Here is a 26,547-nt window from a genome sequence, read left to right as displayed (position 1 = left end):
TGGGTTGTCATCGATCTCGGGCGATCAACGTGCGGGTAGAGGGCAGCGTTGAAATGGCCCCCCGCGGGCGTGCTTGATGCGGGACCCCCTCAGGCCTTATTCTGCGACGGCCTGGGGCTGTCGAGGGACCGCCATGCACGCCCCCGGCGAACCTTGAGGAGACATCGCCCATGACCGCTTGCGGCGGCCCCGCCCTCCATCGGAGGCGCGCGGCATGACCCAGACTTTCGCCCGCCTGGACGTCCCCCCGGCCTACAAGGTCGTGTACGAGGCCATTGAAACGGAAATCATGGCCGGGCGCCTGAACCCGGGCGACCAGCTTCCCACCGAAACCGCCCTGGCAGAGCAGTTCGGCGTCAACCGCTCGACGGTGCGCGAGGGCATCCGTCTGCTGGAGCAGTCGGGCCTGGTGCGGCGCGAGGCGGGCCGCCGGCTTCACGTCTCGCTGCCCCACTACACCGAACTGGCGCCGCGCGTTTCCCGCGCCATGGTGATGCAGCGCGTCACCTTCCGCGAACTGTGGGAGGTCTGCATGGTGCTGGAGCCGCAGGCCGCCGTGGACGCCTGCGAGAAGATGACGCCGGAAAAGCTCAGCTCCCTGGAGCGCAACCGCGATGCCATGGAAGAGGCGCTGAACGCCGGCAATTCCATCACCGCGCTGGACGTGCAGTTTCACGCCCTGGTGGCCGAGGCGACGGAGAACAAGGCGCTGCTGCTGGCGCGCGAGCCCATCTCGCTGCTGTTCTACCCGGCCGTCCACGTACTGTTCGAGAAGGACGAAACCGGTGCCATCGCCGGCCGCCGCCTGGTGGAGGCCCACACCCGCATCGTCGACGCCCTGCGCGCCCGCGACGTGGAGACGGTGCAGACCTGGATGACCAAGCACATCGTCGACTTCAAGCGCGGCTACGACGTCTGCGGCCTGGATATCGACGCGCCGGTGGACCGCATGCCGGCCAGCCCGGATCTTTCGGATTAGAACCCTCCCAAATGAAACCCCCGCCTGGCACGGTCGCTGGGTTAGTCTGCATATTGAGGAGAGAGACGGCACCCAGGTGCCACTCCCCTGAAACCTATGCAGGACTGACCGCAGTTCAGCGCCCGGGCCGACGGCAGGCGGCGCCGTCGGAAGCCTCCCCCCGGTTGCGCGAACTCGGCCGGGCGGGCCCCCATTCGTTCGGCGAATGGGGGCTCTGCCCGTGGCATCCGCGCGGGATCAGCGAATACCGGACGACACATGAAATCCTACACTTGTCGTCCGGCAAGGCCGACTGGCCGCCGCGCCTTATGGCGCGTAAGGCTGCGTGCCGTCTGAACCAGCGTCGATGGTTTCAATCATCGGCGCGTATGAGATGGATCTCGCAGGAAACGTTGTCGAAGGGAACGACAGCGAGGCCGCCAGCAACCAGCAGATCGGGGATCGCCTGGGCGGAACAGCCGTCGCGTCGATACCAGCTCAAGACCTCTGCCAAGTGATGGCCGAAATGACGGCGCCGGGTGCGATCAGGGCTGCCACGTCAGCACCGCCTTGACGCGGATCGCCTCGCGCGTCTTGTCGGGCAGGTTGCGGATGGTCACCGCCGCCATGGCATTGTCCTCCACGCCGTAACTGCCGGGAAGATGGCGCGGCGGCGGAATGCTGTCAGTGACAGCACCGCCGTCACGACGCCGAGCGCAAGGCCTTCTTCTGCTCCAGCAGCCACGCCACCTTGGCCGCCGTCAACGGTTGCGCCACCGTCGGCACGCCCAGGCGGCGCAGGGTCGCCGCCAGGGCCGGGTCATCCTCGGACAGGACGGCCGAAACCGGGGTGCGGGGGCCGATGGCGGCAAGCCGGCGGACCGTCTCGACATCGCCGGGGCCGTGCACGCGGACGCAGGCGGCGGCCGCCTCGCCCCGCCGCAGGCGCTGCTCGGCCTCAAGGGGCGTCTGCACGGTGCTGACGCCGGCGCCGCGGGCCGCCAGGATGGCGCGGACCAAAGCCTCCGTCGCACCGTCGAACCCCAGCATCAGGCACGACAGGCGCCCGTCCGGCGGCATGAGCACCGATTCGCCTGTCAGCGGCATGACCGGCACGGTGACCACGAAGCTGGCGCCGTCGTCGGGCGCGCTTTCGACGGCGATGGAGCCGCCCATGCGCTCGGTGAGTTCACGGGCGATGGCAAGGCCCAGGCCGGCGCCCCCGAAACGCCGCGTCAGGCTGTCGTCACCCTGGCGGAAGGGCTGGAAGATGTCCTCGAGGCGGTCGGCGGCGATGCCTTGCCCGGTGTCCTCCACCCGGATCTCCAGAAGGGAGCGGCCGTCGCGGTCGATCATCGTGGCGCGCACAGTCACGCCGCCGTGTTCGGTGAACTTGACGGCGTTGCCCACCAGGTTGGACAGCACCTGGCGGATGCGCCCCCCGGCGCCGTGGACGGACAGGCCGTCCAGCGTCTCGGTCTCGGCCTTCAGCGACAGGCCCTTTTCGCGCGCCTGCATGCGGAAGCCGGCCAGCACGTCCTCGATCAGCCGGGCCGGCGCGAACCATGCGGCCTCCATGGTTACCTGGCCGCTCTCGACCGCCGAGAGATCCAGCAGGTCCTCCACGATGGCCAGCAGGTTGCGGGCGTTGCGGCCGATGGCGCGGGTGTCGCGCCGCACGCGCTCCAGGTCCGCCTCGCCCTCGATCAGTTCGGTCAGGCCGATGATGCCGTTGAGCGGCGTGCGCAACTCGTGCGTCACCTTGGCGAGGAACTCCGACTTCAGGCGCGCGGCCTCCAGTGCGCGGTCGCGGGCGGCGGCGATGCTGGCGCGGGCTTCCTCCAGAACGCTGACGTCCAACATCACGCACAGCGTCCCGCGCCGCCCCAGGTGCCAGAGCCGCGTGCGGCGGGCGGTGTAGCGGCGGGAGCGGCCGTCCGCGCCAGCCAGTTCCAGCATGTCCTCGCGCTCCACCTCCGCGGCGCCGTCGGCGGCCATGGGGGTCAGGGCGTCGCGTACGGCATCGTGGCCGTGTTCGGCCACCAGGGCGTCGTAGGCGCTGTTGTGGGCGATGACCACGTCGGGGTTGTCGCCGAAGAACACCACCGGCACCGGCAGGTTCTCGATCAGCGAGCGGCGGAAGGCATCGCTCTCCTCCAGAGAGCGCGAGGCGGCCACAAGCCGCTCGGTCTTCTCGCCCAGTTGGCGGCCCATGCGGGCGACGGCGTGCGACAGGTCGGTGATCTCGGCCACCGGCCCGCTGGCCTCGGGCTGATGGAAGGCGCCCTCGGCGATGCGGCCCGCCGTCCGGCTCAAGTCCTCCAGCGGCGCGGCGAGACGGGCGGCATTGCGCCGGGCGACCCAGTAGAGCGCCGTCAGGAAGGCGATGTAGAACAGCACCAGGATGCCGACGATCGCCAGGCCCAGGCGGTCGAACCGGTCGCCGACGGCCACCGCGGACTGGTACAGGTCCGCCTCGGGCACGAAGACCGCCAGGTGCCAGTCGACGCCCGGCACCACGTTCCACGCGACCAGATGGCTCTCGCCGCCCAGCCGCGCGGTGCCGACGCCGCCCGCCTCGGCCATGATCGGCAGGTCCGACAGACCGGCGACGCGGTCGATGGCGTAGTCCTCGGACTTGAAGGTGTTGGTGCGCACCGCCTCGGCGTAGGAATGCGCGCCCACCTCCGCCAGGCCCAGCGTCGCCTCGGCCTCCGGCGGCATGGCGAGGATGGTGCCGTCGCGGCCGATCAGCACGGCCTGCCCGCCCCAGGGCGTGGAGATGTCCAGCACACGGCCGACGATTGTGTTCAGCGTGATGTCGATGCCCACCACGCCCTCAAGCACCTTGCCGTCGTAAACGGGCGCGATGGCGCTGGTCAGCCAGCCCTGGCCGGCCGGGTCCACGTAGGCGTCGGTCCACACCACGCCGCGCGACGGATTATGGGCGGCGTCGGCCTCGTAATAGAAGTTGAAGCTGGGGATATCCAGCTTCTGGGCGTAGGTCGCCGCCGTATCGAAGAAGGGATAGATGCGGTTGTAGCTGTCGCGCGTGTTGTAATAGGCCTGCACGGCAAGCGCGTTGCTCTCGGTCACGTCGCGCAAAACGGGATCGAGCACCGCCAGCGCCGCCGCCTTGCGCTGCATCGCCTCGTCCACCGGCACGATGCCCGAATAGAACCCGGCCGCGCCGCCGGTATCCACGTCGGTGTAGTACACGATGCCGTCGGCGTCGAAGGTGAAGCGCGCGGCCTCGTCCGGGTCGACAGTCGGCGGGTCCGTCACCAGGTCGGTCGTCCGGCGCTGCAGGACGCGGGTCAGGTCGGTGACGGCCGCCAGCCGCTCCGCCGCCAGCCCGGCGTTCAGGCGCGCCACCTCTGTCAGGGACTGCTCCGCGGTCTCGCGGATGGCGGCGATGTTGGCGTCCTTGGTGAGCGCGTTGGTGGCGAAGTAGGCGACGATCAGCGTCAGTTCCACCACCAGCAACGGCACCAGCGCCGTGCGCAGGTAGGACCGCCACATCCAGCGGAACAGCGTCAGGCGGTCGGCGCCCTGCGCCACCCTACGGTCAACGGCATCCGTCGATGCAGCCCCACTCCGGCCCATGCTCTGCCCGTCCCAAGCCCACGAAACTCAAACCCACCGGATGCTTGCATTTTTCATGCCGGTGCGCGGGTGCCGCGAAAGGCCCCGCCGAAGAAAGAGGTTTCCCACGCTGCCACGCAAAGCGCAATGCACCTCGCATCCTGCAACGGGCGCGGAACATGGGCGGGCACGCTTTTCCGCGATGGCGTCAGGAGATCTGCAGGGCACCCTTGGAGGCCATCACCAGATCGATGACGTCGTCGGCGGTGATGACGGGAAAGCGGCTGTCCAGCTGGTCGGGCTTCAGGCCGTTGTGCTCCATGCAGGACTTGCACACCGCCACCTGGCCGCCCTTTGCGAGGAAGCCCTCCAGCAGTTCGGGCACCGGCTTGAAGGGCGCGCCGATGTCCATGCCGTCGACGCGACCCGGCAGGCCCAGGCGCACGGCATCGGCCATGAGAATGACCGTGGCGGAATGCCCCTTCTCCAGCGCCTTGTTGCCCATGGTGAAGGCCACGGTGACCTTGTCGGGATTGCCCTGCTCGTCGAACAGGGTTCCGACGTAGTCGGTCGTCTGGATGGTCATGGGCTCTGCTCCTCGCAATTGGTCCGCAGGATAGGGCGAGCAGCCTACATCAGGATATCCTGATACACGAGGAAAACGATGATGCGGCTTTACTCCGTTGCCGGCGCCGGCGCCGGCGCGATGACGCGGCCGCCGTAGTCGTCGCTGGAGATGTAGCCGGACAGCGAGTCGCCGCCCAGCCGGTCGTCATACATGCTGTCCAGGCCGCCGCCCCTGGTCGTCATGGGCATCGCCTCGGTCTCCGACGGGTCGGGAATGCCCTCCAGCGAATAGGACGCGCCGTCCTCGCCCGCGGGCGCCGTCCCGGTGGGGACCAGGGCGAGCGTGATGCCCTGGCGGGCCGGCGTGACCGCGATGGCGACGGGCTCCTCGACCGTATAGAGCGTGCCGCCCCGGCCGATCAGGCGGCCGGTCACGACGTACCGGTGGCCCTCCGGCAGCGCGCCCGGGCGCCACTGCAGGCGGAAGGGCACCGGCCCGCCGGTGGCGTCGGTGACGGTGCTGGCAACCAGGAAGTCGCCCTCGGTGCCCGTGCGGTCCAGGTCCACCAGGCGGGCCTCGGCGCGCGAGGTGGGCGGCACCTCCGCGCCCTCGGGCAGGACCAGCAGGCCTTCCACCACCGCCACATCGCCCGAGGGGGCGAAGACACGGTCCACCGGGTCCTCGGCCTGGAACCCCGAACAGGCCGCGAGGGCGGCGGCCATGGCGGCGACGGCGGCCAGCCTGCCGGCGCGACGGCCGGCGGCGGGGATGGTGGTGGTGGTCATGGAAGGCCCCTCTTTTGTTCGGTTGATCCGTCCTTCAGCAACACCATCCGCCGCCGTCCGGTTCCCCGCGGGGCCCGCCCCGGAACTCCGGCGCCCCGGCTGGATTCCGGCTGGGGCCCTTACGGCTCCTCGCAGTTGAGGAAGCGGGTGCGGATGGTGCCCTCGATGGCCTCCAGGTCGCGGCGCACGCCCATGCCGGGCTCGATGGTGCCGTCGACGTCGACCACCACGTAACCCACCTCTTCATCGGTGCGCAGGTACTGGCCGACGATGTTCAGGCCGCGGCGGCTGAACACGTCGTTGATCCTGGAGATGACGCCGGGAACGTTGCGGTGGATGTGCATGAAGCGCGCCCCGCCCATGTGCACGGGCAGCATCACCTCGGGGAAGTTCACGGCCCCGACGGTAGAGCCGTTGTCGGAGTACTTCACCAGCTTTTCCGCCACTTCGGTGCCGATGTTGGCCTGCGCCTCCTGCGTGGAGCCGCCGATGTGCGGGGTGAGGATGACGTTCTTCATGCCGCGCAGGGGGCTTTCGAACACGTCCTCCACGCTGGCCGGCTCGACGGGGAAGACGTCGATGGCCGCGCCCGCCAGATGGCCGGTACGCAGGTGGTCGGCCAGGGCGTCGATGTCCACGATCTGCCCGCGCGCGGCGTTGAGCAGGAACGCGCCCTGCTTCATCCAGCCCAGTTCCGTGTCGGTAATCATGTTGCGGGTCTGGGGCGTGTCGGGCACATGCAGCGAGACGAAGTCCGACGTCTCCATCAGCTCCTTCAGGCTCATGCAGGCCGCGGCGTTGCCCATGGGCAGCTTGTCGACGATGTCAAAGAAGCGCACCTTCATGCCCAGCGCCTCGGCAATGACCGAAAGCTGCGTGCCGATGTGGCCGTAGCCGACGATGCCCAGCGTCTTGCCGCGCACCTCGGTGGAGCCCTTGGCGGACTTGTCCCAGCCGCCCTCGTGGCTGATCCAGTTGCGGCGGGGAATGCCGCGCGCCAGCATGATGATCTCGGCCAGCACCAGTTCCGCCACCGAGCGGGTGTTGGAGTACGGCGCGTTGAACACCGGCACGCCCAGGTGCTTGGCGGCGCCCAGGTTGATCTGGTTGGTGCCGATGCAGAAGGCGCCGATGGCGACCAGCTTGTCGGCGGCGGACAAAATGTCCTCGGTCAGCTTTGTGCGCGAGCGGATGCCGACGACATGGGCATCGCGCACGGCGTCCTTCAGCGCGTCGGCGTCGAGCGCGCCCTTGTGCACGTCGATGTTCTCGTACCCGTGCTGGCGCAGGTAGGCGACGGCGTTGTCGTGGACGTTTTCCAGCAGGACGAACTTGATCTTGTCCTTGGGCAACGAAAGCTTGCTCACGGGCGGCTCTTCCCAAAACAATGCGTGGACGGTGCGGCGGACGGGTCGGCGGACGCCAAAGCGGCCCTCGCCCGACCCCGAGTCGGTGCCGCAGGATTACCACATCAGCAACCCCCAAGGGAGAACCAATATGTCCGGGACCATCGAGGCACGCCTGACCGAGAAGGGCATCACCCTGCCGAACGCCGCGGCCCCGGCCGGGAACTACGTCCCCTATGTGGTCAGCGGGACCCTGGTCTTCATTTCCGGACAGCTGCCGCTGGTCGACGGCAAGCCGGAGTTCAACGGGCGGCTGGGCGAGTCGGTCAGCCTGGAGGACGGCCAGCGCGCCGCCCGCCTGTGCGGCCTGAACCTGATCGCGCAGCTGAAAGCGGCCTGCGGCGGCGACCTGGAGCGGGTGACCCGCGTCGTGCGCCTGGGCGGCTTCGTCAACAGCGCCGCCGACTTCACCGATCAGCCCAAGGTCATCAACGGCGCGTCGGACCTGATGGTGGAGGTCTTCGGCGAGGCCGGCAAGCACGCCCGCGCCGCCGTCGGCGCCCCGACGCTGCCGCTGGGCGTGTCCGTGGAGATCGAGGGCACCTTCGAGATCAAGTAGCTGTTACGCTCGCGGCTTCGCACCGAGCTGCGTTCATTCGGCGCGCAGCCTCGCGCGCCTGCCCGGCGCGGGGTCGCGGTTGCGACCCTGTTCGCCGATCCCCGGCACCGCGCGCCGGGGATCGGCTCCGCCCTCCGCTCCGCCACCTTGAGCCTCCGGCCGCGCGACCCCACCTCAGCGCCATGCCAGACGGACGCAACGACTCCCTGACCCTGAAGGCGGTGGCCTCCATCGCCGCCGTGCCGGCCGATGCGTGGGACGCCTGCGCCGGAACCGGCAACCCCTTCGTCCGCCACGCCTTCCTGTCGGCGCTGGAAGACAGCCGCTCGGCCTGCGGCGAGGAAGGATGGCTGCCGCGCCACCTGGTGCTGGAAGACCCGGACGGCGGCGTGCTGGCCTGCGCGCCGCTGTACGTGAAAAGCCACTCCTACGGCGAATACGTCTTCGACTGGTCGTGGGCCAATGCCTATTCCCAGGCCGGCGGGCGGTACTACCCCAAGCTTCAGTGCGCCGTGCCCTTCACGCCCGTGACCGGCCCGCGCCTGCTGGTCCGCCCCGATGCCCCAGACCCGGCCCGCCTGCGCGAGGCCCTGGTGGGCGGCATGGTGAACCTCGCCGAGCGCGCCGGATGCTCGTCGGTGCACGTCACCTTCCCCACCGAGGCCGAGGCCGAGACCATGGAGGGAATGGGGCTGCTGCGCCGCATGGGCGTGCAGTACCACTGGGAGAACCCGGGCTACGGATCGTTCGACGAGTTCCTGGAAACGCTGTCGAGCCGCAAGCGCAAGGACATCCGCAAGGAACGCGCCCGCGCCCAAGCCTCGGGCGTGCGGCTGGAGACCCTGACAGGGGATGCCATCACACCGCGCCACTGGGACGCCTTTCACCGCTTCTACATGGCGACCAGCGACCGCAAGTGGGGCAATCCCTATCTGACGCGCGAGTTCTTCGACCTGCTGGGCCAGCGCATGGGCGATGCGGTGGTGCTGGTCATGGGGTTCGAGGACGACCGCCCGGTCTGCGGCGCGCTCAACCTGCGCGGCTCCGACACGCTCTATGGCCGCAACTGGGGCAGCCTGGGCGACTACCGCTACCTTCACTTCGAGGCCTGCTACTACCGGGCGCTCGACTTCGCCATCGAGCACGGCCTGACGCGCGTGGAGGCCGGCGCCCAGGGCGAGCACAAGATCAAGCGCGGCTACATGCCCCGGCCCACCTGGTCCGCCCACTGGATCGCCGATGCCGGCCTGCGGCAGGCGGTAGAGCGCTACCTGGGGCAGGAACGCGCGGTCATGCAGGCGGAGATCGAGGACCTCGCCACCCTCGCCCCCTACAAAAAGACCGGCGACGCCGCGCCCGATTCTGCTTGAACCGCGACGCTCCCGCCCCATATGGTCCGGCATGAATTTTCCGCATGGCTGCCATGCAGAAGCAGGCGCCATGCCGTCAGGAGGGTCGTCCATGCCATACGCCGCCCGCACGTCCGGTCCGTTGCCGTCGGAGACGGTGGCCCGCGTCGTCGCCTTCTGGTTCGGAGAGCCGGGCTCGCCGACGGAGGGCGAGCCGCGCAAGGAATGGTTCGTCCAGGACGACGCCTTCGACCAGGCCATCGCCGAGCGCTTCACCGAAGAGATGGACGCCGCCGCCGACGGGCGACTGGACGGGCTGATGGCCACGCCGCTGGGTTGCGTCACGCTGGTCATCCTGCTGGACCAGTTTCCCCGCAACGTCTTCCGCAACAGCCCGGCGGCATTCGCCTGCGACCAGAAGGCGCGCACGGTCACCCGCCACGCCCTGGAGCAGGGTCTCGACGCCGAGTTGAGGCCCGTCCACCGCCTGTTCCTCTATATGCCGCTGGAGCATTCCGAGTGCCTCTCCGATCAGGAGGCCTCAGTGGAGCTGTTCCGCCAGTTGGGCAATGCGGAGTGGCTGGACTATGCGGTCAAGCACCGTGACCTGATCGCCCGCTTCGACCGCTTTCCCCACCGCAACGCCGTGCTGGGCCGCGCCCCCACCCCGGAGGAAGAGGACTTCCTGGCCCGGCACGGGCGGGGCTTCTAAAGCATAAATCCGTTCAGAGGCGGCCGTGCCCGCAGGGCGCCGTGCGTGCTTGCGCGCACGCCTTCGGCCCCAAGCGCCACGAAGGCTCTCGCGCCTGACCGGTGCGGGGCCGCAGGCCGGCCCCTGCCGCCCCTTTCCGATCAAGCGTGACCGAAAAAGGTTCTAGGCTCCCTCCAGGGCCGCCAGGTAGACCGGCAGCGGCGCGCCGCTTTTGACCGCGTTGAGCACGATGCTGGCCTCGTGGGTGCGCACCACCGGGTTTTCCACCAGCATCACGCGGACGAAGGCCTCGTACATGGCGATGTCGCGCGCCACGACGACAAGGCCGTAATCGAACCCGCCGGTGACCTGCCAGCACGAGATGACCTCGTCAGCCGCAAGCATTGCGGCCTCGAAGGCGGCGATGGTTTCGGGCTGTTTCTGCTGAAGGGTCACCCGGACCAGGGCCTGAACCCCGACACCCACCTTTTCCGGCTGCACAACCGAAACGTCCGCGCGGATCACGCCGTGACGGCGAAGACGATCGGCGCGGCGCAGGCAGGCTGCCGGCGACAAATGAACGGTATCCGAAAGAGCGGCGCTCGTCTTGCGATTGTTCCGCTGCAACTCCGCCAAAAGGCGTGCGTCGAAGGTATCGAGGTGCATAATGTTCGAGTACGTCCAGTAATGAGCGCTACCGGAAGGGCAGCGAACTGCGGAAATTTATCATGCACCCCTTGCGTTTTGCGCGCATTTTTCATGGCTGCGCCGTTATCTTTCAACGTGTGGCGGCGCCGGTTTTCTCTATCCCGGGTGCACCGGTCCGTCGCGTTCCGGTCGAGATGCGTCAGATGGCGTTCGCGTACCCCCGACGCCGATGCATGCCCCCGCCCGGACCGGCAGCCAACCGTTCAGCCCCTGCCCCGCGTATCCTGCGGCTGGGCGGCTGGCTGCCGACCGGATGCAGCGGGCGGACGCGGCAAACGGCCCCTTAGGCCGCCGGCACCTCGCGCTTTTTGCCGGCCTCGTCGATGGCGACGAAGGTGAAGGTGGCTTCCGTCACCTTCTCCTGCTCCCACGTTCCGCGCCGCAGGACCCAGGCCTCGACCTTCATGGTCAGCGACGTGCGGCCGACCCTCTCGACCGAGGTGTAGCAGGTGAGCTCGTCGCCCACGCGCACCGGCTTGTGGAAGGCCATGCCGTCGACGGCCACCGTCGCCACCCGCCCGCGGGCCCGCTTGGAGGCCGCGACGCCGCCCGCGATGTCCATCTGCGACATCAGCCAGCCGCCGAAGATGTCGCCGGCCGGATTGGTGTCGGCGGGCATGGCGAGCGTGCGGATGGCAATCTCTCCGACGGGCTGTTCGGTCTGGATGGTCATGGCGGTCGGTGTTCCTCGGCATTGGGTTGGTTGGGTTTTCCGCACCATACAGCGGCGGGCGAACGATGGCACCACGGCATCGTCTTGCTGGCGTGGCGGACCCTCCATATAATGCGCGCCATGTCCGACGATCTCTTCGAAAAAACCGCCGCCAAGACAGACGCCTACACCGCCAAGGACATCGAGGTCCTGGAGGGGCTGGAGCCCGTGCGCAAGCGCCCGGGCATGTACATCGGCGGCACCGACGAGAAAGCCCTCCATCATCTGGTGGCGGAGATTCTCGACAATGCCATGGACGAAGCCGTGGCCGGCCATGCCACGGTGATCGACGTGGAACTGGGGCTGGAGAACCGGGTGACCGTCCGCGACAACGGCCGCGGCATCCCCGTCGACCCGCACCCCAAGTACCCTGAGAAGTCGGCGCTGGAGGTGATCTTCACCACCCTGCACTCGGGCGGCAAGTTCGGCGGCGGGGCCTACAAGGTCTCGGGCGGCCTGCACGGCGTGGGCGTGTCGGTGGTCAACGCGCTGTCCGACGACCTGGTGGTGGAAGTGGCCCGCGACCGCAAGCTGGTGCACCAGGCCTACAGCCGCGGCAAGGCGGTGTCGGGGATCGAGGACCTGGGCACCGTGCAGAACCGCCGGGGCACGATGGTGACCTTTCACCCCGACCCGGACATCTTCGGCCCCCGCGCCCGCTTCCGCCCGGCGCTGCTGTACCGGATGACGCGGTCGAAGGCCTATCTGTTCCGCGGCGTGCGCATCCGCTGGAAGTGCGCGCCCGAGCTGATCAAGGAAGACAACCCGACGCCGGTGGAGCAGGAGCTGCACTTCCCCAACGGCCTGACGGACTTCCTGTCGGAGCTGATGGACAAGCGCGAGATGGTGACGCCCACCGTCTTCGCCGGCCGCCAGGACTTTCCCGACGACATGGGCAGCGTGGAATGGGCGTTGGCCTGGCCGACGGACCAGGACTACCTGTTCTCCAGCTACTGCAACACGGTGCCCACGCCCGAGGGCGGCACGCACGAGCAGGGCCTGCGCAACGCGCTGACCAAGGGCATGCGCGCCTTCGGCGACATGGTGGGCAACAAGAAGGCCGACAAGCTGACCCCCGACGACGTGATCGGCGGCGCCTGCATCATGCTGTCGTGCTTCATCCGCGAGCCCCAGTTCCAGGGTCAGACCAAGGAGAAGCTCGCCAGCGCCGAGGCGACCCGCTACGTCGAGCAGGCCATGAAGGACCAGTTCGACCACTGGCTGTCGGGCGACGCCCATGCCGGAGCCGAGCTTCTGGCCCATGTGGTCGCCCGTGCCGAGGACCGCCAGCGCCGCAAGCAGGACAAGGAACTCAGCCGCAAGACCGCCACCAAGAAGCTGCGACTGCCGGGCAAGCTGGCGGACTGCTCGCGTTCCATCGCCGGCGGGACCGAATTGTTCCTGGTGGAGGGCGACTCGGCCGGCGGGTCGGCCAAGCAGGCCCGCATGCGCGAAACCCAGGCGGTGCTGCCCCTGCGCGGCAAGATCCTCAACGTCGCATCGGCATCAAGCGACAAGCTGCGCGCCAACCAGGAGCTGACGGACCTGATCGAGGCGCTTGGCTGCGGCGTGCGCGATCACTACGACGACGACAAGCTGCGCTACGAGAAGGTCATCATCATGACCGACGCCGACGTGGACGGCGCCCACATCGCGTCGCTGCTGATGACCTTCTTCTACCGCGAGATGCCGGCGCTGATCGAAAACGGCCACCTGTTCCTGGCCATGCCGCCGCTCTACCGGCTGGTGCAGGGCGGCAAGAGCATGTATGCGCGCGACGACGCCCACAAGGACCAGCTTCTGAAGACGGAGTTCAAGCCGTCCAAGGTGGAGATCAGCCGCTTCAAGGGCCTGGGCGAGATGCCGCCGGCGCAGCTGAAGGAAACCACCATGTCGCCGGGCTCGCGCACGCTGCTGCAGGTGACCATCCCCGACACCCACACCGAGGAAAGCCGCGAGGAAGCCAAACAGACCAGTCGTCTGGTGGAGCGCCTGATGGGCCGCAAGCCGGAACTGCGCTTCCAGTTCATCCAGGAAAACGCCCGCTTCGTGGAAGAGCTGGACATCTAGAACGCTCATGGCGCCCACGAGCCGCCACCGGATAACTTAAGGTTTCTTTATCGACGTAGAGCCGCCTTGGGTTGATTACCCATAATTTTTATGTTAGCTCTCTCACGCTGCCCGACCCTGCGGGCCGCCGACGGAGGGAGACATGCCCATGCGCTACGCAAGACCGTTATTCGCTGCCATGGCGATCCTCGCCCTTGGAGGTTGCCTCGGACCCCACGGGTTTGCGCAGCAGGCCGCATTGGACGTGACGAAGTCTCTCGGTATTGGCGTCGACCAGGACTGGTACACCTCCACGGTGAACACCGACCCGACCATCGGCCACGCCGGTATCCAGCGCGCCGCTGCATTCGAGGAATGCGAGGAACTGGGGCTGGGCGCCGTAAGCCATTTCGGCGCTCAGCATGGCCAGATGGCGGGCGGCATGGGCCACTTTGGCCAGGGCGCCACCTGGTCGACCATGAACAGCCAGGCCAAGGCCGCCGGCAACCTGCGTGATGAGTGCATGATGCAGAAGGGCTTCCAGCGCACAAGGAAGTGGTAGAGAGGCGGCCACGCCGCCCCTGGCGCTGTCATGCAGACGCTGGAGCTCCATGATGAGGTCGGGATTGAGGGCGCGGCTCGGACAACGGGTGCGGGTCCAGGCCATCGACCGCGTCCCGCACGGTTCTCCCGCGCGGTTCTCGCTCGCCATTTCGGGAATCTCTGACGCCGACCCCGCCCCCCTGGTGCCGCCGCATTGCTCGCGCGCCACCCCATGCCGCTTCTCCAGGCCCATCGGGTGCCGGCCCGGCTGCTGGACGGGAAGCGGGACCTGGCCGTCGAGGTGCCCGCCGTTGACGATCTCGACGTCCTTGTCGGCGGCTGCACCGCCTGGGCATCGCCGCGGAGCCGTCGGAAACGCCGGCGCAGATCGACATGCGGAGCCTACGCAACGCCACCGGCCTGTCGCAGGACCAGTTCGCCCTCGCCTACGGCCTGGAACCCGCCACCGTGCGCAACTGGGAGCAAGGGGGGCACGCTCCCGATCCGGCCGCGCGCAACTACTTACCGACGATCACCGGTGATCCCGAGGGCATGCGATCACGCCGGACCGCGTCGCTCCGCCATTTCCGGCGGCGCACGGGCGAGGACGGCCGCGCGGCATCCTGACGCCGCCGATCTTCCGCCGCCACCCACCCCTTCCGGCTGAGTCCAGGAACCCGCCCCCGCCCCCGCCCCTTTCCCCTCCATCGGCCACAGGTCCAGACGGAGGGACGCCACCCATGCGCTCGCGGGTCATCCACCTCATCAACCCCAAGACCGACAGCCTCACCACGCGCCCCATCTACATGAAGCGCGCCCTGTACTCGCCGCTGGCGGGGCTGCTGGCGGTGGCGGCCTGCATTCCGCAGGACCGCTACGAGGTGGTGCTGACCGACGAGAACATCGAGGACATCGATTTCGACCTGGATTGCGACATGGTCGGCATCTCGGCCATGACCAGTTACGTCAATCGCGGCTACCAGATCGCCGACCGGTTCCGGGCACGCGGCATTCCCGTCATCATGGGCGGCGTGCATCCCAGCTTCATGCCCAAGGAGGCGCTGAGCCATGCCGACGCGGTGTGCATCGGCGAGGCCGAACTGGTCATGCCGCGCATCCTGGACGACCTGGAAAAGGGCGACCTGCGCGGCACCTACCGTTCCGACAAGCTGTGCCCCATGGAGGGCATGCCCATGCCGCGCTATGACCTGGTGAAGGGCCACCGCTACGTGAACAAGACGTTCGTGCAAACCTCGCGCGGCTGCCACCAGGCCTGCACGTTCTGCGCCGAACCGTTGATGAACGGGCTGAAGTTCCGCTACCGCCCCATCCCCGAGGTCATCCACGAAATGGAGACCTGCGGCCAGCGCACGGTTTCCATCAACGATGCGGACTTCTTCGGCACCAGGGAACGGCCCAAGGAGTTGATGAAGGCCCTGCGCGGTCGCGGCATCAAGTGGCAGGCGGGCGTGACGTCCAAGCTGGCGGGCGACGACGAGATGCTGGAACTGGCCGCCGAAAGCGGCTGCACCATGATGTCCATCGGCTTCGAGAGCATCTCCCGCGACACGCTCAAAAGCGTCCACAAGTCGGTCAACCGCCCCGACGACTATGTGAGGCTGGTGGAAAAGATCCACAGCCACGGGATCATGGTGTTCGGGCTGTTCATGTTCGGCTTCGACACCGACGACGCCGACGTGTTCGACGAGACGGCCCAATTCAACATCGACGCCGGCTTCGACATGACGGCGTATTCCGTGCTGACGCCCTATCCCGGCACGCTGACATGGTACGAGATGAAGCGCGCCGGCCGTCTGGTCAGCCACGACTGGACCAAGTACGACCAGGCCCACATCGTCTACACGCCCGAACGCATGGAGGCCGAGACCCTGCGCGACGGCCACCGCCGGGCCTTCCGCACCTTCTATTCTGGGTCCAGCATGGCCAAGCGCTTCCCGTGGAGCGGCCCGCGCGACCGGACCATGTGGACCATCTACAACCTGTTCATGAAGAAGGGCGCGGCCGGCGACAAGCGCTTCAAGCAGGTGGCGCCGGAGACGGCGAAGACGCAGCACGCCCCCATGCCGCCCATCCTGCCGACGAAGAAGGACTGGCGGAACGCCATCCTGTCGGATGCCGAAACGGCCGGCGCCTTCGAGACGGCGGAAAAGGCGCGGCGCTAGGCGGCGTCGTCACCGCGCGGCGGCGTGCGGCGCTCCGCGAAGCCTCCGAAGCCGATCAGGATCGCCGCCGCCGCGGCAATGAACAGCAGCGCCTCGCCGATGGTCTGGGGATCGATCACGACGGCGGCGGCGGTCAGGCACGCCAGAACACAGACCACCAGCGCCCAGCCCTGCCAGGTGACGGGAATGTAGGTCCAGCCGAAGCTGGGCCCGAGGGCGCCGTGGCGGCGGCGGAACCAGATGGGGCGGTCGGTCATGGGCGAGCGTCCTTGCGGCCGGAAAAGCAGAAAGCGGTTGCGCATCATCCTTAGCCTCCACCGCCGCGCTCGTCCAGACGCAGGAATTCATGCAACCTTCTTCTGGATGTTGGCGTTTCCATGGACGTGAAAAGCGGGCCGTTCGCCCCGGCATCCACGGCCGGGCGCGGGTCGCGTTGTTCTGATCGCACCACGCTTTAGGGGGCCTCATGGGTAGCGAAAGCCTTCATGCGCCGCGCGAGCGCATCAGTCGCCGGACGCTTACCATCCATCACGCCATCGTCTCCATCAAGGAAGAGTTGGATGCCGTCGACTGGTACCAGCAGCGCGCCGATGACTGCGAGGACGAGGAGCTGAAGCAAATCCTGCTGCACAACATGCGGGAGGAAATCGAACACGCGGCCATGGCCCTTGAGTGGCTGCGCCGGTACTCGCCCGACGTCGATGAACAGTTCCGCACCTACCTGTTCACCGAAGGGCCGATCATGGAGATCGAGGAAGAGGCCGAGCACGAGGAGGCGCTGGAGGACCTGGGCCTGGACCCCGCCGCCGCCAAGGGCGGTGTCGCCCGCCCCGCCGAGCCCGAGGGCAAGGCGCGCCCCGCCCGCGCCCGCCGCGCCACCATCGGATCGCTGAAAGCCAAGGGGAAGGACTGACATCATGGACATGCTCAACCGCTCGCAGGCCCCCATCGACGCCGAGTTGTGGGACGCGATCGACGAGGCCGCCAGCGAGTCCGCCGCCGCCATGCTCACCGCCCGTCGCCTGCTGGAAACCGAAGGTCCCTACGGCCCCGGCCTGACCTCCATTGAGGTCGGCAACGACGGCTATTGCCGCACCGTCGGCGACGAGGAAGCCGGCGCGGTGGTCAGCCGCGCGGTTTCCCTGCCCATGCTGCGCAAGCGCTTCAAGCTGTCCATCCGCCGCCTGATGGCAGCGACCGAACACGGCCAGCCGCTGAACCTGAACACGGTGGAGGACGCCGCCGAGGCCGTCGCGCGCCGCGAGGACGAGTTCGTCTACTACGGCAACAAGGACTTCGGGCTGGAGGGCCTGTTGACGGCGACGGGCCGCAAGACGCTGACGGCCGGCGACTGGACCAAGGTGGACCAGGCGCTGGAGGACGTGGTCAAGGCCGTCACCATGCTGGACGACGGCGGCTTCCCCGGCCCCTACGGCATGGCCCTGTCGCCGACGCTCTACAACCAGCTGTTCCGCCGCTACGAGGGTTCGGACCTGTTGCAGCTGGAGCACCTGAAGCGGGTGTGCACCGCCGGCATCTTCAAGGCGCCCATCAAGGGCGGGGTGATCGTGGACTCCCGCGTCGGCCCCATCGTGCTGGGCCAGGACCTGATGGCCGGCTACATCGGGCAGGACGGCATTCACCACGAATTCTTCCTGTCGTCGAGCATGGTGCTGCGTCTGGACGATCCGGAAGCCATCTGTGCGCTGGAAACGGCGGAGGTTTGACACCGCCGCGGCGAAACGGTGACGACGGTCGACGCCCCCACCGTCGATCCTGCTGCGACGGCGCCCGGTCCTTCGGGCGCCGTTCGCGCGTCGGAACACCACATGATGCCGCCCATATTTGGATAAAATACTTTATGTTGAAGAGGATGCGGCACCATGGCAGCCTCTTGCTGAAAGCAACAGCAGGAGGGTTGAACAATGATCTCCGTGCTTGCGTTCATCGTGGCACTGCCGACGCTTTACGCCCTGACGTCCTGGGCGCTGACCGGGTATGACGCCGTCGCCGTCAAGCCGCTGGACCGCGGTGCCGCGATCCTGGCGCTGACCGGCGCCATCGCAGCCGCCGCCGGAGCGCCCGTGGCCTACGCCACCTGACGCCGCCGTCGTCACCGCCATCCCGCAGCCGCACGGGACACCCCTTTTCATTGCCGCACGCCGCCGCTATCTAGGCGGCATGCTGAAGCCTCTCGCCTTCTCTGCCGCCCTGTGGAGCGCCGCGCTGGCGCCGCTCGCCTTGGGCATCGCCGCCGGCCTTGCGCCCGCCCCGGCCGCCGCGCAGACCACGCCCGTCGCCCTGACGCAGGCGCTCGAGGCCAACATGGACCGGCCGCTCACCCCGCCGGAAGCCTGGGCCGCCGCCTCCGCCGCCCAAAGCCACGCCAGCGACGTCCGCCGCATCCGCGATGCCTTCGCCGCGCGCGTGGTCGAGATCACGCGGCTGTCGCCGGACGCCGTTGCCGGGGTGATCCCCCCGCTGGGACGCGGCCCGCAGAGCGCCATGCCCGACGACCTGGAGCCGGCGCTGTCGCAGGCACTGGGCAGGCCGCTGACAGCGGCCGAGGCCGCGGCCCTTCGGCAGGCCGACGCCGAGCGCCGCGACGCAATATCGCCCCACCGCCGGACGCTGGCGGAACGGCTGGAGCGCCTGACGGACCTTCCGGCGGACCGCATCACGCCGCTGCTCGAGGGGCTTGGGCTCTGACCAACCCGTTTGACGGGTATCGCATTACTCCTGTTGCGGAAATATGTGGGCACGGCTGGCGATTTGTTGCATCCTCCCGGCCGGGCGACCGTGCCGGGGTGAGGGACGGCGCGCGCGCCCATGCTTGGGATACCCGACCATGTCTTCGTTCCTGGCCCGCACCATCCGCACGCTCAGCATCGGCCAGTTCGTCTTCCTGCTGTCCATGGCAGCCATGATCCTGGCCGTCGTCGTCGTGCTGCTCATGTCCACCTTTGTGGAGCGCCGCGCCATCGGCGATCTGGCGCAGCAGGAAGCGCTCCAGACCTCCGAGTTGATCTTCCAGTCGCTCTACACGGCCATGCGCAAGGGCTGGACCAAGGACGAGATCGGCGAGATCGTCGACCGCCTGAACAAAAGTCAGCCGGGCACCGACATCCGCGTCTTCCGCGGCACCCCGGTCATCGCCCAGTACGGCGACATACCCGGCGAGGCGCCGGTGCGCGACACCGACCCCCTGGTCACCCAGGCATTCCGGACCGCCGAGCCAGTGCTGGAGACCGGCGAGGACCACATCCGCTATGTCTATCCCGTGCTGGTGCGCGACGAGTGCCAGACCTGCCACGAGGCCGCCATCGGCCAGGTCAACGGCGTGGTGGACATCAGCTATCCCATCACCGACCTCAAGGTGTCGGTCGGCTTCGTCATCAAGTCGGTCATCGCCTACTTCACGCTGATCCTGACCACCCTGTTCCTGGCGCTGTACTTCAAGCTGCGGGTGTTCGTCGCGCAGCCCATCTCGCGGTTCGCCGGCGTGATCGAGGAAATCATCAGCCACACCGACCTCAACCGTCGCGTCGGGCCCGGCACCCACCTGCGAGAGGTCAACAGCCTGTCGCAGCACTTCAACCGGCTGCTGGGCACCATTCAGGAATACCAGGACAAGCTGGAACACTTCAGCCAGCGCGACCCGCTGACCAACCTCTACAACCGCCGCAAGTTCGAGGACTTCCTGCGCATGGAGGTCGCCCGCGGCCAGCGCCACGGGCATCCGTTCAGCCTGATCATGATGGACCTGGACGACTTCAAGTCCATCAACGACACCTACGGCCATCCCGTCGGCGACCTGGCGCTGAAGGAACTCGCCACCGTGCTGGACCGGCGCATGCGGCGCACCGACATCATCGCCCGGCTGGGCGGCGACGAGTTCGCCGTGCTCATGCCCCAGACCACCGCCGAGCAAGGGTCCATCGCCGCCGAGAACCTGCGCAAGGCGGTGGCGGAAACCTCGTTGCGGCTGCCCGTGGGCGCGACGCGCGTCGGTGCCAGCTTCGGGCTGGTGACCTTCCCCGACAACGGCGCAACGGTGGAAAAGCTGTCGATCGCCATGGACGTGGCCATGTACAAGGCCAAACGCCTGGGCAAAAACCGCGTCGCCACCCTGGACAGCGGCGAGGAGGACGCCGCCATGGCCGTCTTCCAGAAGGGCCGGATGCTCAAGGACGCGCTGGCCGACGATGCCATCGAGCCGGTCTTCCAGGTCATCTGCACCAGCGCCGACACCCGGCCCGTCGCGCTGGAGGTCCTGGCCCGCGTGCGCACGCCCGAGGGGCTGAAGACCGCGGGGGAGTTCATCGAGGCCGCCGACGAACTGGGCCTGACCCGCGATATCGACGAGCGCATCTTCGAGAAGGGTCTGGCGGCGCTGGCGGCACAGCGCGATCCCGACCTGAAGATGTTCTTCAATCTGTCGGGCCGGTCGCTGGCGGCGGCGGAATGGATGCATGAAGTGCCGGCCCGCGCGCGCGCCGCCGGCGTGGCGGCAGAGCGGATCGTGTTCGAGATCACCGAGCGCGAGGCCCTGCCCCACTTCGACAAGCTGGTAAAGATCATCGACGCCATGCGCGGCCACGGTGTCAGATTCGCACTCGACGACTTCGGCAGCGGGTTCTCGTCTTTCGTGTACCTTAAGTTCCTCGACGTGGATTACATCAAGATCGAGGGCAGCTTGATCCGCAATCTTCGTCACGATCCGCGCGACCGCGTCATGGTCAGGCACATCCACCAGATGGCGAAGGAGTTCGGTCTTTCCACCATCGCCGAATTCGTCGAGGATGCCGAGACCCTGGTGCTGCTGCAGGAGATGGGGATTGACCACGTCCAGGGCTGGCACCTGGGAGCCCCCGGCCCTCTTGATGGCCTAAAGTCTTATACCTAAAGTAATGGCGGAACATCTTGAGATAACATAGAGTTGAACAAAATACTCTGGGTAGAGCCCTTCAAAGTCATAACGCGTGTCTTATAGCTCGAGGTCGCGTCAAAGCATCGGGACCATATTTCTCGCGTTATATCCCTCGGTATAGTTCCATTTTTATTCTGATCGGTTAATATGTTCTGGGGCAGGGGATTGAAAGACGGGATCGTGGGGCCACCGATCCCGCCGCAAATGGGGGGCCTTTTTAGGCATGTCTGACACGTCTGTACGCATCCTCATCGCCGACGACCATCCGCTGGTCCGTCGTGCGCTGGCCGTTTCCCTTTCGGGACTGGCCGAGACGGTGACGCTGGACGAAGCCGGGTCGCTGGACCAGGCACTGTCCGTCCTGACCGACACCACCAGGGGCATCGATCTTGTCGTCTTCGACCTGCGCATGCCGGGCTCCAGCGGCCTGGCGGGGCTGGCCCAGGTGCGGGCAGCGGCGCCGGGCGTTCCCGTGGTGGTGCTGACCAGCGACGAGAACCCGCGCCTGGCTCTCAAGGCGCTGGAGCAGGGAGCGTCGGGGTTCATTCCCAAGACGGCGCCCGAGCCCGTGCTGCTGGCGGCCATCCGGCTGGTCCTGCAGGGCGGCGTCTACATTCCGTCCATGGTGGCCGAGCACGCGGCGCACGCCGAGTCCGGCGGCCACGGCGGGCACGGCAACGGCGGCCGCTCGCCGCGCCAGGCGCTGACCAGCCGGCAGCGGGACGTTCTGGCGCTGGTGCTGGAGGGCATGAGCAACCGCGAGATCGCCACCCGCTTCAATCTGTCGGAGGCAACGGTCAAGGCGCACGTGACCGCCATCCTGCGGGCCTACGGCGTCGCCAGCCGCGCCAAGCTGATCCGGGTCGCCTCGGACGAGCACAACGGCCACGACACGGCGGCATCGCTCGACTACTGACGCCCGTTCCCGCACCACCGGTACAACGGAAAACGGGCCGCCCCGCACGGGACGGCCCGTTTTCCTGTTCCGGCCGGGCAAGCGCGCCGGTTACTGGCTGACGCTGCCCCACCCGGCGGTGAAGCCGCTGAGGGAGGCGTCGGCCGACACCTTCTGTCCGGCGGCGGTGACGAAGCTGACGTTCAGGCTCGCGCCGGCCTTCATCTTTTCCAGCATCTGGTCGTTCAGGGGCACGATCGCGCGGCACAGGCCCGGCGTGCAGATCTGGTACGGCACGCGCGCCTCCTGCCCGCCGTCCACGGCGAACATGGCGCCCGGCTGGATCATGATGCCGGTGGGCAGGTCGGCCAGGATGGCCGGCTGGTTGTTTTCCAGGAAGGTGCCCACCTTCAGCGACATGATGGGCTGGCCGCCCTGGCCCTGCTGCACGGTCTGAAAGATGTAGCACTCGCGCGCGCCGCCCGGGACGGTTTCGCACGCGCCGGTCCAGTCGCCGTAGGTCTGTCCGATGTCCGCGTTGCCGATCTTGCCCGGCTGACCGGCGCCCTGGGCGGCGGCGGGCTGCGGCGCGGCCGCCACGGCCAGGCCCAGCACGGCCGCGGCCATGGCGGACAGGCCGAACGCCGGGAAAAACTTGCGGAGAGTCATCAAGGGCTCCTTTGCCTTTGGTATCGCGGCCACGCCCCCCGCGCGGCCCGTGTCGTCGTCTGTTGCCCCCGACCGCGCCGGGCCCGCCCCCGTGCTGACGGGGCCTGCAGGCGGCGCCGGGTCACGGGCGCGCGCGGAACAATAGCACCGGCCCGCAAGCGATGCACGGCCTGTCTGCCGCTCAGACTGCGGGTCCCCCATGGCGACGCGGTGACCGTCGAGAGGCAGAAACATGGCACTTCGACGCGCACGGAAAACCATGTCGGCGATCGGCGCGTTCTTCTCCCGCCGCCAGACCGCATCCGAGAACGATCACGTCAAGAACGGACGAAGGAATACCCATGCCGCAAGACGCCACAACGGCCGCGCCAGAGGCGGGCCCGTCCATGACGCCCGAGGACATCGTGCGCGACCTGAGGCTCTACCGGGTGCGCTACGACATGCCCGACACCTCGGCTTTCGTGCGCTACTCGCCCAACTTCCAGCGTGACCCCGACGAGCTGACGGTGCACATGGACGCCGCGCTGGAACGCCACGTCAACGCCACCGAGACGGGAACCTTCACGCTGTCCGAGTTGGTCAACGAACTGGTCTACGCCTACATCAACGTTCACGTCTTTCCCGACCGCGAGGCTCTGGATTTCTTCGTCTCGGGGTTCGACGGCGGGCTGATCCAGGTGGGCTTCATCGGCGGCCATTTCGACTGGGGGCGCATGTGGATGATGCGCGGACGATCGAACATCGGCCTGCCCGTCGCCGTCTTCCTGGGTCAGCGCAGCGCAGTGAACGGCCAGGCCGCAGTCACGCTGGTGGACCACCGCCACCACCGCCGCGGAGTGCGCGTCTACCGCGCCGTCGGCGGGGCCGGCACCCACGTGGGCGAGGAGTTCTTCAAGGAACCGCCCACCGACGAGACCAAGTTGTGAGCCAAACGCCAGGGAAGGACTGACAATGCGCGCGGAACGCGGCCTGCTGAAAGGCCTGAACCCGACCATGGCCCTGGTGGCGATGGTGGTCGTAGCCCTGTTCCTCGTCGCGGGCGCGGCGGCGCCGGAGACGTCTTCGGCATGGTTTGTCATGGTGCGTGACGGCATCGTGAAGTACTTCAAGTGGTACTACATTCTGGTGGTGGCGCTGTTCCTGCTGTTCAGCCTGTGGCTCCTGTTCAGCCGCTTCGGAGACCTGAAGCTGGGTGACGACGACCAGCAGCCGGAATTCAGCTACATATCCTGGTTCGCCATGCTGTTCGGCGCCGGCATGGGCATCGGCCTCGTGTTCTGGTCCATCGCCGAGCCCATGTACCACTTCCAGGGCAACCCCTTCACGACCGACCCTGAAACGCCCGCCGCCGCCGTCACGGCCATGCGGCTGACGTACTTTCACTGGGGCATGCACCCCTGGGCGATCTACGCCATCGTCGCCCTGGCGCTGTCGTTCTTCAGCTACCGCAAGAAGCTGCCGCTGGCGATCCGCTCCGCCCTCTATCCGCTCATGGGCGAGCGCATTTACGGCGGCTGGGGCCATGCGGTGGACGTGCTGGCGGTCTTCGGCACCGTGTTCGGCGTGGCGACGTCGCTGGGCTTCGGCGTGACGCAGATGAACACCGGCCTGAACGTTCTGTTCGGCTGGGAGATCTCCACCACCAACCAGATGATCCTGATCGCCGTCATCTCGGCCATCGCAACGCTGTCGGTGGTGTCGGGCGTCGGCAAGGGCGTGCGTATCCTGTCGGAGTGGAACCTGTACCTTTCCGCCCTGATCCTCTTGTTCTTCTTCGCCTTCGGCCCGACGCGCTACCTTCTGGAGCTGTTCGTCCAGGGCATCGGCGAATACATCCGCACCGTCATCCCCATGAGCTTCTGGACCAATGCCCAGTCGGGCGGCACGGGCACCTGGCAGTCGGCGTGGACGGCGTTCTACTGGGGCTGGTGGATTGCCTGGGCACCGTTCGTGGGCATGTTCATCGCCCGCATCTCGCGCGGCCGCACCATCCGGGAGTTCATCCTGGGCGTGCTGCTGGTCCCGACCCTGCTGGGCATGGCGTGGCTGACCGTCTTCGGCGGCACCGGCCTGTGGCTGGAGCTGTACCAGGAAGGTGCCGGCATCAGTCAGGCGGTGTCGGACGACGTGACCATGGCGCTCTACCAGACGCTGGACGTCATCACGACCATCGACTGGCTCAACTTCATCGCCATGTGCCTGGTGACGCTGCTGATCGCGACGTACTTCATCACCTCGTCGGACTCGGGCACGCTGGTGGTGACCACGCTTCTTTCGATGGGCGACCGCGAGCCGCCGACGGTCCACCGCGTTGTCTGGGGCCTGGGCGAGGGCTTCGTCGCCGCCGTGCTGCTGCTGTCGGGCGGGCTGGAAGGCCTTCAGGCCGCATCGATCATCGCCGCCCTGCCGTTCTCGATCATCATGCTGTTCATGTGCTGGGGGCTGGTGCAGGGGTTGCGGGAGGAAAAGGAAATTCTCCACCAGGCGGACCGCCGCATGCGGGAAAGCCTGGGCCAGATGGAACCGCAACAGCAAACCTGGCCTGGGGGCTGAGCGTAGGTCCGTCACGGGGAAAGGGAAAAGGGCCGGACGCCTTGGCGCGTCCGGCCCTTTCTTTTGTCGATTGTTCCTGGCCTGTTACGGCGCCGGAGCATGGCGCGGGTGGGCGGCGTCCGCCTCAAGGCCGCGGCGGTCCATCAGATAATCGGTCAGCGCGGCACCCGCCCACATGGCCGAGAGCGCCAGCCACGCCGTCAGGGCGAAGATCGAGCCGCCGGTCACGCCCGCGCCCACCGCGCAGCCGCCCGCCAGCATGCCGCCGAAGCCCATGAGCACGGCACCGATGATGTAGCGGCGCATGGACGCCCCGCCCTGGAAGCCCTCCAGCTTCAACTCGCGGCCCAGCAGGGCGGCCAGGAAGCTGCCCAGGAACACGCCCGGCACCAGGCCGATGTCGAAGTCCCAGGAGTCGAAAGGATTCAGCACCAGCATCAGCACGTCGGCCGAGGGCCCGGTGAAGCTCATGCTTTCCACGCTGGTGGGCTCGAAGGTCTGGTAGGAGAGCGTCCACGTCAGCCACCAGCCCAGCACCACCGCCATGCCGGCACCCAGCGCGCCGATCCACAGGCGCGGGGCAAGCTTGTTGCGCGCGGCGAAGAAGATGGCGGTGGCCAGGAAGAACAGCCCCAGCACCACGCCCGTCCCCTGGCCGAGACCCAGCGCCGCCAGGAGGTTCAGGTTGCCGATGCCCGTCACCGTCCAGGCACCCGCCAGATCATCGCGGATCGGCGCGAGCGCGCCGTGCAGGCTGGCCTGGGCGACGACGGCGAAGATCAGGCCCGACAGCAGAGAGCGCAGGTTGCCGTTTGCCGACAGCACCAGCAGGCGCGACGCGCAGCCGCGCGCCAGCACCATGCCGCAGCCGAACATGGCGCCGCCGATGAGCGCGCCGGAAATGCTGCCGGCGCCGGTCAGCTGGCGCGCCTCGCCCACCGACAGCCAGCCGGCGGAAATGAAGATCTGGACGCCTGCCACCGCCATGCCGAAGGCCAGCAGCCAGACGGACAGCTTCGGCCCGAAGGACCCGCGCGCGAACTCGATCACGGCCGCCCGCAGGCAGAACCGGCTGCGCTGCGCCATGAACCCGAAGATCATGCCGATGATGAGGCCGCCCAGCGCCGTGGCGCCAGCCTCGCCGAGCAGATCGAATGCGGCGGTCAGATCCATGTCCGCCTCTCCCTTCATGATTGGATGCACGGCGGCGGCGCGCCCCGGGCCACGCCGCCGTACATGCGCATAATGCCATATTAGTTGAGGAATTGCGCCGTCGAATCTTTGATTTTGGTCATATACCGCGGGCCGCCGGGACTTTCCCGACGGCCCGCGGGGCCTGATCGGCCGCCCAAGTCCCTGACGCGAAACCTTGAAGGGGAGAAAGGCCGCGCGCCGGGGTGGGAC

26 protein-coding genes and 1 pseudogene are annotated in these 26,547 nt (G+C 67.9%); 16 read left to right on the top strand and 11 right to left on the bottom strand.

The window, feature by feature from the left end; genetic code table 11:
* The first annotated feature begins 214 nt into the window (after positions 1-214).
* Complete coding sequence (locus LG334_RS04465) at positions 215-979, top strand: FadR/GntR family transcriptional regulator (RefSeq protein ID WP_404383699.1); 765 nt, start codon at positions 215-217, stop codon at positions 977-979.
* Positions 980-1,503: 524 nt separating this feature from the next.
* Here the strand turns inward: LG334_RS04465 and LG334_RS04460 are convergent.
* The 5 genes from LG334_RS04460 to serA all read right to left on the bottom strand — a co-directional run bounded on the left by LG334_RS04460 (position 1,504) and on the right by serA (position 7,263).
* Positions 1,504-1,602 (bottom strand): FitA-like ribbon-helix-helix domain-containing protein, encoded by a 99-nt coding sequence (locus tag LG334_RS04460; protein ID WP_404383697.1) that lies wholly within the window; start codon positions 1,600-1,602, stop codon positions 1,504-1,506.
* A gap of 58 nt (positions 1,603-1,660) precedes the next feature.
* Positions 1,661-4,519 (bottom strand): sensor histidine kinase, encoded by a 2,859-nt coding sequence (locus LG334_RS04455; RefSeq protein ID WP_404383695.1) that lies wholly within the window; start codon positions 4,517-4,519, stop codon positions 1,661-1,663.
* 232 nt (positions 4,520-4,751) lie between these two features.
* A complete protein-coding gene (locus tag LG334_RS04450; protein ID WP_404383693.1) occupies positions 4,752-5,129 on the bottom strand; it encodes a DsrE family protein in 378 nt (125 codons plus the stop codon).
* Positions 5,130-5,218: 89 nt separating this feature from the next.
* On the bottom strand, positions 5,219-5,896 hold the full coding sequence (locus LG334_RS04445) for a YbaY family lipoprotein (RefSeq protein ID WP_404383691.1): 678 nt from the start codon (positions 5,894-5,896) through the stop codon (positions 5,219-5,221).
* 119 nt (positions 5,897-6,015) lie between these two features.
* On the bottom strand, positions 6,016-7,263 hold the full coding sequence (gene serA, locus LG334_RS04440) for a phosphoglycerate dehydrogenase (RefSeq protein ID WP_404383689.1): 1,248 nt from the start codon (positions 7,261-7,263) through the stop codon (positions 6,016-6,018).
* Between the two features lie 130 nt (positions 7,264-7,393).
* On the opposite strand from serA, the gene LG334_RS04435 reads away from it, so the two are divergent.
* The 3 genes from LG334_RS04435 to LG334_RS04425 all read left to right on the top strand — a co-directional run bounded on the left by LG334_RS04435 (position 7,394) and on the right by LG334_RS04425 (position 9,922).
* Positions 7,394-7,861: a RidA family protein gene (locus LG334_RS04435; RefSeq protein ID WP_404383687.1), complete on the top strand. Its 468-nt coding sequence runs from the start codon at positions 7,394-7,396 to the stop codon at positions 7,859-7,861.
* Positions 7,862-8,043: 182 nt separating this feature from the next.
* A complete protein-coding gene (locus LG334_RS04430) occupies positions 8,044-9,231 on the top strand; it encodes a GNAT family N-acetyltransferase (protein WP_404383685.1) in 1,188 nt (395 codons plus the stop codon).
* A gap of 91 nt (positions 9,232-9,322) precedes the next feature.
* On the top strand, positions 9,323-9,922 hold the full coding sequence (locus LG334_RS04425) for a DUF924 family protein (protein WP_404383683.1): 600 nt from the start codon (positions 9,323-9,325) through the stop codon (positions 9,920-9,922).
* A 162-nt stretch (positions 9,923-10,084) separates the two neighbouring features.
* Here LG334_RS04425 and LG334_RS04420 read toward each other — a convergent pair whose 3' ends face one another.
* The 3 genes and pseudogenes from LG334_RS04420 to LG334_RS04410 all read right to left on the bottom strand — a co-directional run bounded on the left by LG334_RS04420 (position 10,085) and on the right by LG334_RS04410 (position 11,282).
* Entirely contained in the window at positions 10,085-10,477 is a 393-nt protein-coding gene (locus LG334_RS04420) for an Lrp/AsnC family transcriptional regulator (protein WP_404386299.1), read from the bottom strand.
* Positions 10,478-10,567: pseudogene (locus LG334_RS04415) on the bottom strand (hypothetical protein); the annotation flags it as partial.
* Between the two features lie 325 nt (positions 10,568-10,892).
* Positions 10,893-11,282 (bottom strand): acyl-CoA thioesterase, encoded by a 390-nt coding sequence (locus LG334_RS04410; protein WP_404383681.1) that lies wholly within the window; start codon positions 11,280-11,282, stop codon positions 10,893-10,895.
* A 111-nt stretch (positions 11,283-11,393) separates the two neighbouring features.
* Here LG334_RS04410 and parE point away from each other — a divergent pair, with 111 nt between their 5' ends.
* The 4 genes from parE (at position 11,394) to LG334_RS04390 (ending at position 16,096) form a co-directional block, all read left to right on the top strand.
* Positions 11,394-13,391 (top strand): DNA topoisomerase IV subunit B, encoded by a 1,998-nt coding sequence (gene parE / locus LG334_RS04405; RefSeq protein WP_404383679.1) that lies wholly within the window; start codon positions 11,394-11,396, stop codon positions 13,389-13,391.
* A gap of 142 nt (positions 13,392-13,533) precedes the next feature.
* Positions 13,534-13,932, top strand: a complete 399-nt coding sequence (locus tag LG334_RS04400) for a hypothetical protein (RefSeq protein ID WP_404383677.1) — start codon at positions 13,534-13,536, stop codon at positions 13,930-13,932.
* A gap of 374 nt (positions 13,933-14,306) precedes the next feature.
* Entirely contained in the window at positions 14,307-14,540 is a 234-nt protein-coding gene (locus LG334_RS04395; protein WP_404383675.1) for a helix-turn-helix domain-containing protein, read from the top strand.
* 113 nt (positions 14,541-14,653) lie between these two features.
* On the top strand, positions 14,654-16,096 hold the full coding sequence (locus LG334_RS04390; RefSeq protein ID WP_404383673.1) for a B12-binding domain-containing radical SAM protein: 1,443 nt from the start codon (positions 14,654-14,656) through the stop codon (positions 16,094-16,096).
* On the opposite strand, the gene LG334_RS04385 is transcribed toward LG334_RS04390, so the two are convergent.
* A complete protein-coding gene (locus LG334_RS04385; RefSeq protein WP_404383671.1) occupies positions 16,093-16,353 on the bottom strand; it encodes a hypothetical protein in 261 nt (86 codons plus the stop codon). The two genes, LG334_RS04390 and LG334_RS04385, sit on opposite strands and share 4 nt — an antisense overlap.
* A 209-nt stretch (positions 16,354-16,562) precedes the next feature.
* Here LG334_RS04385 and LG334_RS04380 point away from each other — a divergent pair, with 209 nt between their 5' ends.
* From LG334_RS04380 to LG334_RS04355, 6 genes are all read left to right on the top strand, one after another.
* Entirely contained in the window at positions 16,563-17,009 is a 447-nt protein-coding gene (locus LG334_RS04380; protein WP_404383669.1) for a ferritin, read from the top strand.
* Between the two features lie 4 nt (positions 17,010-17,013).
* Positions 17,014-17,823, top strand: coding sequence for a family 1 encapsulin nanocompartment shell protein (locus LG334_RS04375; RefSeq protein ID WP_404383667.1), 810 nt, complete (start codon positions 17,014-17,016; stop codon positions 17,821-17,823).
* Positions 17,824-18,021: 198 nt separating this feature from the next.
* On the top strand, positions 18,022-18,198 hold the full coding sequence (locus tag LG334_RS04370; RefSeq protein ID WP_404383665.1) for a hypothetical protein: 177 nt from the start codon (positions 18,022-18,024) through the stop codon (positions 18,196-18,198).
* 79 nt (positions 18,199-18,277) lie between these two features.
* Positions 18,278-18,805 carry a hypothetical protein gene (locus tag LG334_RS04365; protein WP_404383663.1) on the top strand — a complete coding sequence of 176 codons (528 nt, stop codon included), beginning with the start codon at positions 18,278-18,280 and terminating at the stop codon, positions 18,803-18,805.
* Positions 18,806-18,944: 139 nt separating this feature from the next.
* On the top strand, positions 18,945-21,002 hold the full coding sequence (locus LG334_RS04360; protein WP_404383661.1) for a putative bifunctional diguanylate cyclase/phosphodiesterase: 2,058 nt from the start codon (positions 18,945-18,947) through the stop codon (positions 21,000-21,002).
* Between the two features lie 247 nt (positions 21,003-21,249).
* Positions 21,250-21,942 carry a response regulator gene (locus LG334_RS04355; RefSeq protein ID WP_404383659.1) on the top strand — a complete coding sequence of 231 codons (693 nt, stop codon included), beginning with the start codon at positions 21,250-21,252 and terminating at the stop codon, positions 21,940-21,942.
* A gap of 90 nt (positions 21,943-22,032) precedes the next feature.
* On the opposite strand, the gene LG334_RS04350 is transcribed toward LG334_RS04355, so the two are convergent.
* Positions 22,033-22,590 (bottom strand): invasion associated locus B family protein, encoded by a 558-nt coding sequence (locus LG334_RS04350; protein WP_404383657.1) that lies wholly within the window; start codon positions 22,588-22,590, stop codon positions 22,033-22,035.
* 341 nt (positions 22,591-22,931) lie between these two features.
* Between LG334_RS04350 and LG334_RS04345 the strand changes: the two genes are divergently transcribed.
* Both LG334_RS04345 and LG334_RS04340 read left to right on the top strand, forming a co-directional pair.
* On the top strand, positions 22,932-23,516 hold the full coding sequence (locus LG334_RS04345) for a hypothetical protein (RefSeq protein ID WP_404383655.1): 585 nt from the start codon (positions 22,932-22,934) through the stop codon (positions 23,514-23,516).
* 25 nt (positions 23,517-23,541) lie between these two features.
* Positions 23,542-25,143: a BCCT family transporter gene (locus LG334_RS04340; protein WP_404383653.1), complete on the top strand. Its 1,602-nt coding sequence runs from the start codon at positions 23,542-23,544 to the stop codon at positions 25,141-25,143.
* Positions 25,144-25,227: 84 nt separating this feature from the next.
* Here LG334_RS04340 and LG334_RS04335 read toward each other — a convergent pair whose 3' ends face one another.
* On the bottom strand, positions 25,228-26,316 hold the full coding sequence (locus LG334_RS04335) for a YeeE/YedE family protein (protein ID WP_404383651.1): 1,089 nt from the start codon (positions 26,314-26,316) through the stop codon (positions 25,228-25,230).
* Positions 26,317-26,547: the final 231 nt, after the last annotated feature.

It is taken from the genome of Caenispirillum salinarum (genome assembly GCF_044803115.1).
GTDB classification, from domain to species: domain Bacteria; phylum Pseudomonadota; class Alphaproteobacteria; order Rhodospirillales; family Rhodospirillaceae; genus Caenispirillum; species Caenispirillum salinarum_A.
This window is presented reverse-complemented; position numbering and strand designations above follow the sequence as displayed.